Genomic DNA, 12939 nt, shown 5'->3' with positions numbered 1-12939 from the left:
GCAAGCTCCCGAGTGCTGCGGCAGGAGTGGCCGTACCGTTGGACGCCGCCGGCTACGTCGCCCCTCCCGCTGTCAGTCCTCGGTGACCCGAATGATCGTGCGGCCCGGGACACGCTGTCGCGACGTGAAGGCGGCGGGTGCGTCGGCGAGCGACCGCACCGCACCGACACGCACCCGCAGTCGGCCGTCCCGCAGACGCCGGGCGAGGTCGGCGAGACGTATGCGGTCGGGTTCCACGACGAAGAAGACAGCCTGTCCGCCGTCGGGGCGCACGGTGGGCTGATGGGCGATGCTGACGAGCGTGCCGCCGGGGCGCACGAGGGCGGCCGAGCGGTCGAGGATGTCGCCGCCGATCACGTCGAACACGACATCGACCTGGCCGGTGTCTTCCCACGGGTCGGCCTCCAGGTCGAGGAACGCGTGCGCGCCCAGGTCAAGGACGGTGTCCCGATCGGCGGAGCGGCCGGTGCCGACCACGCGGGCTCCCGCTTCGTGAGCGAGCTGGACGGCGATCGAGCCGACGCCGCCGGCGGCGCCGTGGACCAGGACGGTCTGGCCGGTGGTGAGACGGGCGTGGTCGAACAGGCCCTGCCAGGCGGTCAGTCCGGAGATCGGCAGTGCGGCGGCCGCCGTGTGGTCGACGTCGGCGGGGAGCGGGGCCAGATTGCGGGCTTCCACTGCGACGTACTCGGCGAGTGAGCCGTTGCGGGTCCAGTCGGTCGGTCCGAAGACTCGCTGGCCGACGGTGAGGCCGGTGGTCCCGTACCCGAGTTCCGTCACCACGCCGGAGACCTCGTGGCCGGGCACGCTCGGCGTACGGTCGCGGCCGGCACGGTCGGTCCAGGTCGCGGGCCAGTCGAGCTCGCCTCGAGTGAAGCCGGCGGCGTGCACCCGGACGATGACATCGTTCTCGGCGGCGTGGGGGTGGGGAAGATCCTCCAGGGTCAGCCCCGTGAGCCCGGCCTTGCGATCCCGGACAGTGGTGGCTCGCATGAGTGTTCCCTTCTCGGTGGGTCTTGTGACTCGATCCCGGCGGCTGCCCGGTCATCGTGGCCAGGGAGCGTCGAGGACGCGCTCCACCATGGACGCACGGCGAAAACCAGGAACGAAGTGTTCGAGAATATCCGCGTTGACGGTTCCGTAGGTGGTGTCGGGGCGGTCTTTGAGGCCGTCGACGAATGCCTGCAGGAATTCCTTCTTGAAATCGCCCCGCGGGTGAACGGCGACGATCTCGTCCATCTGGTCGACTTCCAGCCTGTCCATCCCCCAGCCGATCGCGTCGGTCAGCACGCCGTAGTTCGTCGCGGCGACCTCGGGTTCCATACGGCTTGGAATCCCCGGTGTCGTGTGCAGGGCGATCGCCTTCCAGGCCACCTCGGCGGCGCTGTCGGAAAACCCGTGGTCGAGCAGGAACCTCCGTGCATGATCGGCGCCGTCCAGTTCGAAGCGCTGCTGTGTCTCGGAGAACGGGATCACAAGGCCCGCGTCATGGAACATCGCCGAGATGTAGAGCAACTCGGGATCGGGCCGAAGGTCCCTTTCCCGCGCGTGCAGAGAGCCGAAGAGGAATACCCGCCGCGAGTGGTGGAAGATCAGGGGGTTCGTCCTCTCACGAAGAAATTCCGTTGCCTCCACGACAGCCGATGTCTCGGGTATCTCCACTCCTGCGATGATGTCCGTCATGACGTCCCTGCTTTCCGATGCGATGCACTACGAGGGGACCTTGCGTTCGTTCTCCACAGTGCCCACCACACGGTCCGCGGCGCCGCCTCCGTCCGGCCATGAACCCCTCGAATCCGGTCATCCCAGGGTGGGCCCGTGAGCACCGGCCCGCATCGGGTGGCCGTCCTCGTCTACGACGGCGTCAAGCTGCTGGACGTCGCCGGTCCCGCCGAGGTGTTCGGGGAGGCGAACCTGCTCGGCGCCGACTACCGGATCGCCCTGGTGTCGACGACGGGCACCGACGTCACCTCGTCGATCGGCATGCGGATCGCCGTCGACGGCAGCGCCATCACGCAGCCGGACCCCGACACGTTCCTGATCCCGGGCGGAGACGTCTATCCCAGGACCCCCGTCACGCGCGAACTCGCCGAAGCGGCCAGGGATCTGGCGGCCCGCGCCGGCCGAGTCGCCTCGGTGTGCTCCGGTGCCTTCGTCCTCGGCGCCACGGGCCTTCTCGACGGCAGACAGGCGACCACCCACTGGAAGATCACCGGCGAACTCGCCGCCCGGCACCCGAAGGCCCACGTCGAGCCCGACGCCATCTATGTGCGCGACGGCACCGTCTACACGTCGGCGGGCGTCACAGCGGGCATCGACCTCGCGCTCGCTCTCGTCGAGGAGGACCACGGTCCCGACATCAGCCGGCAGGTGGCCCGCTCGCTGGTCGTCTACCTGCATCGGGCGGGCGGCCAATCGCAGTTCTCCGCTCCCCTGCAGGGCCCACCGGCCCGGTCGCCCGCCCTGCGCAGGGTCGTCGACCTGGTGACGGCGGCCCCCGCCGGTCCCTACTCCCTGGCCGAACTGGCCGGACGGCTCAACGTCAGTACGCGGCACCTCACCAGGCTGTTCCGCGAGGAGCTGGGCACCACGCCGGCCCGGTACGTCGAGTCGATCCGCTTCGACATCGCGAAGTCCCTTCTGGACCAGGGGTACACCGCCACGCAGGCGGCGTCCATGGCCGGTTTCCCGAGCTACGAAAGCCTGCGCCGCGTCTTCGCCCGGGAGTTGTCCATCAGCCCCGCCGCGTACCAACGCCGGTTCGCCACCGCGCGACGCGAACAGGCCGGATAGCATCCGGGCGACGGCGTACCCATGGCGACACCCGTCGGCTCGGGCTGAAGCGCGCGGACTCACCGAACCGCGGTCACGGGGATGGGATTAGGACGCGTTGTCGGTCACAGTGAACGTACTCGTTCAAAGGGGAAAACGTGACGGGGGACGGAAGACCGTCGGCGCAAGCCGATCTGTTCGCACGGGAAGCCGTCGTCGTGGGGCAGCCGAAGCGTTCGCGGTGGCGCAGGTACACGGGACCGGCTCTGGCCGTCTCGACCGTGGAGGGGACCCTGCTCGCCGACGTCACACACACCGACGACACGCACGCCCTCCTCGCGAAGGTGTCCGGCGAGTGCCTCGTCCGTATCGAGCGGTTCGGGCCGGCGGAGTTCCGGTTCACCGACGACACGGGCCGGGAGGTCGGCACCGCGGGTGCCGAACGCTTCATCAAGACCTGGCAGCTGACCCTCGGGACGGAGCAAGGACGCCGGCTCCTCCTCACGCGGCGAGGTCATCTGTCCACCGAATGGCAACTCACGGAGAGCGATCCGCATCGCAGTCCGGCAGCGGAGGTCTTCGGCCGGGTCACTGCGAGTACCCACGACGCGTGGATCGGGTTGCAGCAGTACGTTGTCGAAACAGCCTCCGGCCTGGACGCCTCGGAGCGGCGGACCGTCATCGCCTCGGTCGTCTGTCTGCATCTGCTCCGTCGCCCTCCGGGCAACAGCAGCATCGCTTGACCGCGAGGCCGGGTATCCGGGTATCCGGGTATGCAGACGAGCGGCTGACCATGATTGACCCGGCCGTCGCCAAGCAGGCGTAAGCACCCCCGTCGCCAGCGAAAACCAACCGCATGGTAACTGTTGGCGTAGGGAAGGCACTCGACGATGACCGAACGCGCTCCCGGATTCCTCTGGGGCGCATCCACGGCACCGCACCAGATCGAAGGCAACAACCTCAACAGCGACTTCTGGGCGAACGAAGGACTCATCCCGGGCATGGAGCGCAGCGGCGACGCCTGCGACAGCTACCACCGGTACCGCGAGGACATGCGGCTGCTCGCGGACGCCGGGCTCAACGCCTACCGCTTCGGCATCGAGTGGGCCCGTATCGAGCCCGCCCCCGGCATGGTCTCGGGGCCGAACTCGCCCACTACCGGCGATGATCGACACGGCGTTCGAACTCGGTCTGCCGCCGGTCGTGACCCTGCACCACTTCACGAGCCCGTTCTGGTTCGCCCAGGAGGGCGGCTCGCTCGGCCAGCGCGCGGTCGACCGGTTCCGGACGTACGTCGAGACGGTCGCGCCGATCCTCGAAGGCGTCGAGTGGATCGTCACCATGAACGAGCCGAACATGCTGGCCATCATGGCCGGCATGGCGTGGGCCCTGCAGAACCCGCAGGCCGACGGGGAGTGGCAGAGCCCCACCCTCGACAAACGAGGGCCCGCGTCCGCCGCTGCCTGGCCCCCGACCCGGCCATCGGCGCACGGTTCGTCGAGGCGCACCACGCCGCGCGAGAGGTGCTGCGCGACCACACCGGCGCCAAGGTCGGCTGGATGGTCGCGGGCCGCGCCTTTGTCGCCCGTCCCGGTGGGGAGGAGAAGACGCGGGAGCTCGAGTACATCTGGGAGGACCTCTACCTGGCAGGGGCGCGCGGCGACGACTTCGTGGGCGTGCAGTCGTACTCCAGCCAGTGGGTCGGCCTCCAGCCAGTGCGTCGGCCCGGAGGGTGTCGAGCCCTACCCTCCGCACCCGGACAACACGCTCGTGGGGATGAGTACCCGGAGGGAATGACGAGTCCGGTCGTCTGACCGGCATCAGCGGGGGCCCAGATCGCGGGAACGCCACCGCAGGTCCGGGTCGCTGCCGGTCAACCGCATGGCGCGGGAAGTGGGCCGTTCCCACTGCGGCCGAAGATCCAAGAGGCATCCGCACCCGATCCCGGCGCGGATGCCACCGCGGATCTCAGAACATGGTGTTGTCGTTGTCGCTCTTCTCCGGCACCTCCTGGACCACGTCCCAGTGCTCGACGATCTTCCCGTCGACGACGCGCCAGAAGTCCGCGACGGCCATGCCGCGGTCGCCGGGCTTGAGGTGCAGGTTGCTGTGGGTGACCACCAGGTCGCCTTCGGCGATCGCGCGTTTGATCTCCAGACGCAGCTCGGGGAACTGCCCGCGCAGCCAGTGGACATAGCCCACGAACGCCTGCGGCCCGTCCTGCGCCCCAGGGTTGTGCTGGGTGTAGCTGTCACCGAGGTGGGCTTCGGCGGCCTGTGCCGGCTGGTAGTCGTTGAACGCCTGCTCGTAGAAGGCGATCACGAGCGCCTTGTTGTCGTCAGCGGACATGCTGTTCTCCCGCCATGCGGATGGAACGGAAACGTGTCAGGCGGTCATGGCGTCGCGGACGAGGGCGGTGTCGACGAACTGCTCGAAGCGGACGATGAGTCCGCCGCGTACGACGAAGTGGTGTGCGACGCGTACGTCGATCGCCTTGCCGGTGGCCTTGTTGGTGGCTGTGTAGCGGGCCAGGACGACGACGTTCTCGCCGTCGACGACATAGGTGTCGTCGTGGGCGGTCCAGCCGTCCCAGTCCTTGCCGAGCTGTTCCATGACGTTGGAGGTGACGCCGTCGGGGGTGCGGTAGGTGCCGGCCAGCGGGAAGCCGGCCATCTCGGTCCACTCCACATCCGGGGCGAGGGTGGCGCGCAGGGCCTCCAGGTCCCCGGCGGCGGAGGCCAGGTACTGGCGCCGTACGACGTCGGCGGGTGCGGTGGAGGTGGCGAACTCGCTCATGGTCAGCCCCACTTCATCTCGCCCTTGGCGACCTTCGCGCCGATCTGGGCGGCGATCAGCATGCCGTTGTCCGGGTAGCGCGCGATGAGCGCCTCGGTCAGCGCGGCGCCGTCGGCCGCCTTGCCGAGCTCCTCCTCGAAGGCGAGCAGGTAGTCGCGGGTGGCGGTGATGGCAGAGGCGTCGGCGGCGGTGTCGGGCAGGCGGTGGCCGGGCACGACCAGCTCCGGGTCGAGGGCGGCCATCTCGTCGAGCAGGTCGATCCAGGCAGCACGGGACTCGGGGGTGGCGGTGTCGGCGACCCAGACGTGCTCCTGCTGGAACAGCAGAACGCCGCCGAGCAGGGCGCGGGACTCCGCCTGCCACAGGTAGTGGCGGTCGGGCAGACCCGCCGGGCCGCCCTTGAGCTCGAAGCGGTGGCCCTCCAGGGTGAGGTCGCCGGTCAGCGGGGTGAGGTCCACGAGGCGGGTGGGCAGGTTCGGGCCGAGGGCCGCCCACGCCTTGAGCTTGCCCTCGTAGGAGTGCTTGATGTGCTCGATGACGATCGGGGTGGCGACGAAGACCGCGTCGGGGAAGGCGTCGGCGATCACCTCGGCGCCGAAGTAGAAGTCCGGGTCGGCGTGGGAGACGAAGACGGTGGTGAGGTTCTTGCCGGAGTCGAGGACCGCGGCGGCCAGGCGGTGGCCGTCGGCGCGGGTGAACGCGGCGTCCACCAGCAGGGCATCGGTCTCGCCGGTGACGAGGGTGGCGGTCTTGTTCTTGGATCCGGCGGGGAAGTCGAGGTCGAGGATCTTGAAGTCGAGGGCGCTCATGCTCGGGGCTCCTTGGAGGGGTGGAAGGGTGCGGGGTCAGTTGAGGTTGGTGAGACGCCGGTCCACCTCGTCGGCGGTGGCGTGTCCGAGGGCCAGGGGGACGACGTGCTCGCCGTCGACGGCGAGGAGGGTGGGGAAGCTGGAGACCCCGTGCTGGGCCGCGCGGCGGAAATCGGCGTGGGCCGCAGTCTGGGCCTCGGGCGCTTCGAAGGCGGCGACGACGGCGTCCGCGTCGAGCCCGGCCGCCTGGGCGACCGTCCGGTACGTGGCCGCCTCCGACAGGCTCAGGCCGTCGACGTAGAAGGCGTGCTGCAAGGCCGTGGCCAGCTCCGCCGCCCGGTCGGGGGCCACCTGGCGCACGGCTGCGACGCCACGGGCGGCGGCCTCGGAGTCCATCACGAACGAGCCGTCGGCGATCAGCCGCTCGTAGGCCTCACCGAACTCGGCACCGGTCTGCTCGGCGATCTGGGCGTTGGCCCCCTGGACGTAGCCGAACTCGCGGATCGGGACCCGGCGGCCGCCGGTGAACAGACCGCCGGAGACGACCTCGACCGGCAGGTCTGGGTGGCGCGAGACGATCTCGCGCAGGGTCGCGGTGAATCCGTGCGACCAGCCGCAATAGGCGTCGAAGACGTAGACGAGCTTCATCGAAGACCTCGGCAGAGAGGGACGCCCGCCGGTTGCGAGCGATTCATCTGACCAAACAGTAACTGACGCGTCAGATATTTCTCGACCCGTGTGAACTGGGACACAACAGCGCGGCCCATGCCATTAGACCTGCGCTGTCGCCGGTCCGCAGGTCAGGGAAGCCGAGGCAGCACATCCCTGGCCGTGTGGCTGAGGATCCGCAGATCCTCCGCGAACCGCTCGCGGTCGGCCGCCGGGAGGGGCTCCACGAAGTACCGCTTGATGTTCTCCAGGTGCACCCTGGCAGCGCGTACGGCCGTCTCCTCGCCCAGCGGGGTCAGGCGCACCAGCTTCCCGCGCCGGTCGTCGGGGGACTCCGCGCGCGTCACGAGACCGGCTGTTTCCATGCGGTCCACCAGGCGGGTGGCGCCGCCGGTGGTCAGGACCTGCTCCTGCGCGATGGCCCGCATGGAAAGCCCCGGCTGACCGGCCCGCCCGAGGATCAGCAGCGCCTCGAAGACCAGATGGCTGATGCCGCACTCCACCTCGAGCGCCCGGCCGAGGATGTACTCCAGCCGGTTCGCCGCCCCCTGCAGTCGCCCGAAGGCCAGGATGAGCTCATGGTCGGCGGCCTCCTTCGCCGTCCTGATCTCCGCTGCCTCGTCCACGGCCGCACTGCCCCTCTCGTCGTCCCGGCACCACCGTACCGATCACGTACGTAGGGGACGGTGCCCCAGGGCCTCCTGCCACTCGGTTCGCATCGCGATCCCGAGTCGGCAGGAGGCCCCTCGTCAATCCGTTCAGTTGATGCGCACGATCTTCCAGAACTGGTCGTCGATGTTCAGGTCGTTCCACTGCACAACTGCCGCGCCGTTGCTGGTGGAGGACTGAGCGACGGCGGCGTTGAACCCGCTGCCCGCGTTCTTGAGTTCGTAGTAGCCGTTGCCCGCGTCGGCGAGGGTCCATTTCTGTGAGTTGGCGGTGGACGGCGTGTTCTGGACGACGGCGGCTCCGGCGATGGTGGAGCCGCTACGGATGTCCAGGTTCAGGTTGCTGTTGACGTTCCTGATGGTCCAGGCTCCGCCGCCGGCGGACTGGAAGGTGAACAGCTGGCAGAAGCAGGCCGAGTTCTGCCACTGGTCGGTGGCCGTACCGGTGGCGGTCGAGCCCTGCGGGATGTCCAGGTACTTCCCGCTGTTCTTGTTGACGAGGACGTACTGCCCGGTGCCCAGCGTCGGCAGAGCGGTCTGGGTGACGTTCCAGCGCTGGCAGGCACAGCTGGTTCCGCTCCACTGGCCGGCGGCAGTGCCGGTGACGGTGGAGGCGTTCGGGATCTCCAGGTACTTGCCGGTCACACGGTTGGTAAGGCTGTAACCGCCGGCCGGGTTCGGGGCCACGGCCCACTCGTGGTCCAGCGTGCCGTTGTCGTCCCACTGGAGGATCTTGGCCCCGTCGGCGGTGGACTGGTTCTCCACGCCGAGGACCTTGCCGCTGGCGACGTTGAAGATCTTGAAGTAGCCAGAGCTCTGCTGCACGAAGCGCCACTGCTGGTCGGTGGCGTTGTCGGCGTTCTGCTGGGTGGCGTTCGTGCCGTTGGCGGTGGCCCCGCCCGCGATGCTCAGCATGAGGTTGCTGCCCGCGTTCGACACGGTGTAGGTGGCACCGTCCGAGATGCCGCCACCCAGGTCGATGGTGCTGTAGGTGACGGGGTTGGAGAGGTTGCTGCCTCCGCTGCCGCCACTGAGCACGAGCAGGCTGTGGCCGTCGGACAGGGGCACCATGCCGCGGCTGTAGCCGCCGGCGACGTTGGAGCTGATGCGCGTCCAGGTGTTCGCGGCGCCGTTCTGGGTGTTGAGGAACAGGTCGCTGGTGCTGTAGGCGCTGACGACGAGCGTGCCGTTCGGTCCCCCGGTGGGCAGCCATGTGATGTACGGGGTGCTGGTGGGGATCACGCCGTCCGTCGACCGCAGGGGAATGCCCGTGACGGAGTTGAAGGCCTCCGGGTCGGCGGAGATCTTGTAGTAGACGGCGAAGTTGCCCGAGGGCGAGCCGCCGTACTCGTACGTCATGACGTAGTTGCCGTTGGGCAGCTTCGCGACGGTGGGCATGCCCGGGCGCTGGTTGTAGGTGGGCATCGCCACGTCGTCCACGACCGGGCCCCAGGTGTGGAGGTCCGTGGTGACCTGGTGCACGACCTTCTGGCCGTGGTCGGGGTCGCGCTGGTCGGAGTAGTAGACGATCAGCTTGCCGTTGGCGTAGAGGAAGAACGGCTCCCATACGGGGGTGTTGCCGTTCGTGTCGAACGCCGGGCCGCCGGTGGCGATGTTGCTGACGAAGGTCCAGCTCTGTCCGCGGTCGGTGCTGGCGTAGACATCGATCTTGATGGCCGAGCGGTCGGCGGGGACCGAGGCGCCGGCGGCCAGGATGGTGCCGGCCGGGAAACCGCCCACCGCCGTGGGCAGTTCGAACAGCTCGGGCTCCCAGCGCATACCCCAGCCGTTCTGCGTGTCGGCGACCTCGGAGATCTTCGACCAGGAGTTGCCGTTGTCCGTGCTGCGGTAGATCGGGAGGACCGGCGTGCCGGTGGTGTACTGCTCGAACGTCGCGAGGAGGGTGCCGTTGGCGGAGCCGTTGTGCTGCATCCGCATCGCCCGCGGGTAGAGCGACCCGGGCGAGGGCGCACCCGACGGCGGGGTGTACATCGTCTGCGAGGGACGGGCCAAGGCGTCCGCCCGCCCGGCGGGTATGACCATGGTCATCACCGAGACGAGCAGGACGAAGGCCAGGGACAAGAAGGAGACGGGACGGGAACGCGGAGCGGCGCCGGGTCTGGCGTCTGTCAGCGCAGGGGACATTGCGGCTCCCAGGGGAAGGTGTGTTTCGGTGTCCGCCGGCTCGGAACGGCTCGGAGTGACGCGGCGGGGTTTGTTGGGCGCATGGCCGGGGGCAGCCGGGCGACAACGCCGGGCACGGCTCGCGAGCGCATCGGCGCGGCGCGGCAAGCCGCAGTGGCACGAGGGGGGTGGGGTGGGTCAGAGGGAGGGCGGGGGTGCCGTCGAGCCGCGGACAACGAGTTCGACGGGTGGGTCGTTCGCGGGCGGCAGTTCGGTGTCGGGCTTCTCGATGGCGTGGAGGAGAAGCCGGATTCCTTCGCTCGACGCGGCTTCGAAGGGCTGGCGGACGGTGGTCAGCGGTGGGGTGACGTAGGCGAAGACGGGGTTGCCGTCGAAACCGACGACGCTGACGTCTTCCGGCACCCGACGACCGCTTTCCCGCAGGCCGTGGATCAGTCCGATGGCCATCTCGTCGCCCGCGGCGAACACCGCGGTCACTGAACGGTCCGAGGCCAGCCCGAGGCCCGCGGCATACCCGGAGGCCGCCGACCAGTCACCGTTCAGCACGGGCGGCTCGTGCGCGCCCCGATCCGCCAGCGCCGCCTGCCATCCCTCGATGCGGTCCTTGGTGGCGTACCACCGGCGCGGACCAGCGAGGTGGTGAACAGTCACATGTCCCAGGTCCAGCAGGTGTTCCGTGGCCGCGCGGGCCAGCTGATGGGCGCCCACGCCGACGGTCAGAGTCCGGGCGGCACTGAAGGCGGGCGGCGCTCCGACGAAGAGGACCGGCACGTCGACGCCGAGCGGGACCTCCCCCTCGACGACGGGTACGGAGACGACGATGCCGTCCACGCCCTGCTCCAGGAGTGATTCCAGTGCGCCGGCGATGCTTTGCGGGTTGCCGTCCGGGGTGTTGACCACGCGTAGCGCGTAACCGGCGTCCCGTACGGCCTGTTCGATGCCCACGAGCAGGGAGGCTGTTCCGTACCCGGCTGTCGCCAGAGCGACCACACCGATGGACCGGGTACGGCCGGAGGCCAGTGCCCTTGCGGCGTGGTTCAGCCGGTAGCCGAGTTCCTCGGCGGCCGCCAGGACGCGTCGGCGGGACTCGTCGGAGACGTACGGCTCGTTGTTGAGGACCCGGGAGACCGTCTTGCGTGAGACGCCGGCCAGGCGGGCCACGTCCTCACTGCGCGGCGCGGAGGAGCCCGCACCGCGCTCCAGCCCTGTTGTCATGAAGTCTCCCCATGGCCGTGTGTTCTCCATCGAACGAGGTCAAAATACATGACCGCGCGGTCTGACCGCGCGGTCAATGTGTACGCATCCGGCGAGCGCACGTCAAGAGTTCTCGCAACGCCACCCGCGGTCCGGCGCGATGGACATCGAGGCCCGCGGGCCGGCGGAGCGAGGTGCCGAGACTCACGAGGAAGGCACGCGCGGCATGAATTCCTGCAGCTCACGCGCCAGTTAATGACCCCGGGCCGGTTCGATGGTCGGCCATGTCGGCCCCGTCCGTCCCGTCCAGCTGCCGGCATACGGGGCTCGTGGCCGAAGCTGGTCCGTCATGGATTACCGAACGGAAAGTCTTGACAGTGAGTCCACGGAGCGTCCACGCTTCCTGGCGTCCGACGATCGTGTTTGTTCGATCGTGTTGGATTCCGGTTCTCGACTGACCCTCAAACGGTCCCTCGACGACCCGCTCTCCGTCATACCCCCGTCCGGCTGACGTGCCATGCCTGGGTACCGCCAGCCCTGTAGGAGCCGAAATGCACCGTTCCTCCCCCGGTCAGCCCATGCCTGGAACCAGCCGCCGCACCGTGCTCCGCAGACTCGGCGGAGCCGCGGTACTGGGTGCCGGCATCCCCCTGCTGAGTGCCTGCGCCGGCAGTTCCGCCGCGTCGGACACCAAGACCGTCACCGTCGGCTCCAACGCGTCCGACGCCGTCCCGAAGAAGGCGTACGGCGACGTCTACGCGGCCTTCACGAAGCAGTCCGGGATCAAGGTCGCCATCAACACCAAGGACCACAACACCTTCCAGGAGCAGATCAACTCCTACCTCCAGGGAACGCCGGACGACGTGTTCCAGTGGTTCGCCGGGTACCGGATGCAGTTCTTCGCGGCCAAGGGTCTGGCCACCCCCATCGACGACGTGTGGAAGTCGATCAGCGACAACTTCCCCAGTGCCATGCACGACCTGAGTAAGGGTCAGGACGGCAAGTACTACTTGGTGCCCCTGACCACGTCGCCGTGGGCGGTCTTCTACCGCAAGAGCGTCTTCCAGAAGTACGGCTACGAGGTCCCCACCACGTGGGACGCGTACGTCGCCCTGTGCAAGCAGATGAAGAAGGACGGCCTCGTCCCGATCGCGTACGGCGACAAGGACGCCTGGCCTGCGATGGGCTCCTTCGACCAGATCAACTTCCGCCTCAACGGCTACGACTTCCACGTCGAACTGATGGCGGGCAAGGCTTCGTGGACCGACGCGAGGGTCCGCAAGGTGTTCGACACCTGGGCCGAGACCCTCCCCTACCACCAGGAGGGCGCGGTCGGCCGTACCTGGCAGGACGCCGCCCAGACGCTGGTGGCGAAGAAGGCGGGCATGTACATGCTCGGCATGTTCGTGGCCCAGCAGTTCACCAACAAGGCGGACCTGGACGACCTCGACTTCTTCGCCTTCCCCGAGATCGACCCGGCGCACGGGCAGGACACCGTCGAGGCGCCGACCGACGGCATCATGCTCAGCAAGAAGCCCAAGAACCAGGCCGGTTCCGTCAAACTGCTCGAATTCCTTGGCACGCCGCAGGCCGAGGAAACCTACCTGAAGGCCGACCCGAGCCTCATCGCTGCCTCCTCGAAGGCCGACACCTCCGCCTACAGCGCCCTTCAGAAGAAGGCGTACGAAATGATCGGCGGCGCGAAGCACCTCACGCAGTTCATGGACCGTGACAGCCGACCGGACTTCACCTCGACGGTGATGCAGCCCGCGCTGCAGAAGTTCGTCCGCGACCCCAAGGGGATCGACAGTCTGCTGTCCTCGATCGAGCGCCAGAAGAAGACGATCTTCGCGTCCGGCTGAGCTGAGCGATTACATGACTACCGA

The 12939-nt window shown here is 68.6% G+C and carries 13 protein-coding genes and 2 pseudogenes; 6 read left to right on the top strand and 9 right to left on the bottom strand.

Annotation, left to right across the window (positions count from 1 at the left end; all coding sequences use genetic code 11):
* Positions 1–72: 72 nt before the first annotated feature.
* Entirely contained in the window at positions 73–993 is a 921-nt protein-coding gene (locus tag ACIBJB_RS46515) for an NADP-dependent oxidoreductase (protein WP_398940214.1), read from the bottom strand.
* 51 nt (positions 994–1044) lie between these two features.
* Positions 1045–1683 (bottom strand): HD domain-containing protein, encoded by a 639-nt coding sequence (locus ACIBJB_RS46510; RefSeq protein ID WP_398940213.1) that lies wholly within the window; start codon positions 1681–1683, stop codon positions 1045–1047.
* Positions 1684–1818: 135 nt separating this feature from the next.
* Here ACIBJB_RS46510 and ACIBJB_RS46505 point away from each other — a divergent pair, with 135 nt between their 5' ends.
* The 5 genes and pseudogenes from ACIBJB_RS46505 (at position 1819) to ACIBJB_RS46485 (ending at position 4586) form a co-directional block, all read left to right on the top strand.
* A complete protein-coding gene (locus tag ACIBJB_RS46505) occupies positions 1819–2793 on the top strand; it encodes a GlxA family transcriptional regulator (RefSeq protein ID WP_398940212.1) in 975 nt (324 codons plus the stop codon).
* Positions 2794–2930: 137 nt separating this feature from the next.
* On the top strand, positions 2931–3515 hold the full coding sequence (locus tag ACIBJB_RS46500; RefSeq protein ID WP_398940211.1) for a hypothetical protein: 585 nt from the start codon (positions 2931–2933) through the stop codon (positions 3513–3515).
* 147 nt (positions 3516–3662) lie between these two features.
* Positions 3663–3839, top strand: a pseudogene (locus ACIBJB_RS46495) (family 1 glycosylhydrolase); the annotation flags it as partial.
* Between the two features lie 97 nt (positions 3840–3936).
* Positions 3937–4086: pseudogene (locus ACIBJB_RS46490) on the top strand (family 1 glycosylhydrolase); the annotation flags it as partial.
* 101 nt (positions 4087–4187) lie between these two features.
* The gene (locus ACIBJB_RS46485; protein WP_398940269.1) at positions 4188–4586 is read left to right on the top strand and encodes a hypothetical protein; all 399 of its coding nucleotides are present in this window, start codon (positions 4188–4190) and stop codon (positions 4584–4586) included.
* Positions 4587–4740: 154 nt separating this feature from the next.
* Here ACIBJB_RS46485 and ACIBJB_RS46480 read toward each other — a convergent pair whose 3' ends face one another.
* From ACIBJB_RS46480 to ACIBJB_RS46450, 7 genes are all read right to left on the bottom strand, one after another.
* The gene (locus tag ACIBJB_RS46480) at positions 4741–5121 is read right to left on the bottom strand and encodes a nuclear transport factor 2 family protein (protein ID WP_398940210.1); all 381 of its coding nucleotides are present in this window, start codon (positions 5119–5121) and stop codon (positions 4741–4743) included.
* Positions 5122–5157: 36 nt separating this feature from the next.
* Positions 5158–5568 carry a nuclear transport factor 2 family protein gene (locus ACIBJB_RS46475; protein WP_398940208.1) on the bottom strand — a complete coding sequence of 137 codons (411 nt, stop codon included), beginning with the start codon at positions 5566–5568 and terminating at the stop codon, positions 5158–5160.
* Between the two features lie 2 nt (positions 5569–5570).
* Positions 5571–6377: an MBL fold metallo-hydrolase gene (locus tag ACIBJB_RS46470; RefSeq protein ID WP_398940207.1), complete on the bottom strand. Its 807-nt coding sequence runs from the start codon at positions 6375–6377 to the stop codon at positions 5571–5573.
* A gap of 36 nt (positions 6378–6413) precedes the next feature.
* The gene (locus ACIBJB_RS46465) at positions 6414–7025 is read right to left on the bottom strand and encodes a DsbA family protein (protein ID WP_398940206.1); all 612 of its coding nucleotides are present in this window, start codon (positions 7023–7025) and stop codon (positions 6414–6416) included.
* Between the two features lie 152 nt (positions 7026–7177).
* A complete protein-coding gene (locus ACIBJB_RS46460) occupies positions 7178–7672 on the bottom strand; it encodes a MarR family winged helix-turn-helix transcriptional regulator (protein ID WP_398940205.1) in 495 nt (164 codons plus the stop codon).
* Positions 7673–7804: 132 nt separating this feature from the next.
* Positions 7805–9859, bottom strand: a complete 2055-nt coding sequence (locus ACIBJB_RS46455) for an RICIN domain-containing protein (RefSeq protein ID WP_398940204.1) — start codon at positions 9857–9859, stop codon at positions 7805–7807.
* Between the two features lie 177 nt (positions 9860–10036).
* A complete protein-coding gene (locus ACIBJB_RS46450) occupies positions 10037–11074 on the bottom strand; it encodes a LacI family DNA-binding transcriptional regulator (protein ID WP_398940203.1) in 1038 nt (345 codons plus the stop codon).
* 530 nt (positions 11075–11604) lie between these two features.
* On the opposite strand from ACIBJB_RS46450, the gene ACIBJB_RS46445 reads away from it, so the two are divergent.
* On the top strand, positions 11605–12915 hold the full coding sequence (locus ACIBJB_RS46445; RefSeq protein WP_398940202.1) for an ABC transporter substrate-binding protein: 1311 nt from the start codon (positions 11605–11607) through the stop codon (positions 12913–12915).
* Positions 12916–12939: the final 24 nt, after the last annotated feature.

Source organism: Streptomyces sp. NPDC050759, assembly GCF_044456945.1.
In the GTDB taxonomy this organism is placed as follows: domain Bacteria; phylum Actinomycetota; class Actinomycetes; order Streptomycetales; family Streptomycetaceae; genus Streptomyces.
The sequence above is the reverse complement of the archived record's forward strand: the minus strand, read 5'-3'. Positions and strand labels throughout refer to the sequence as shown.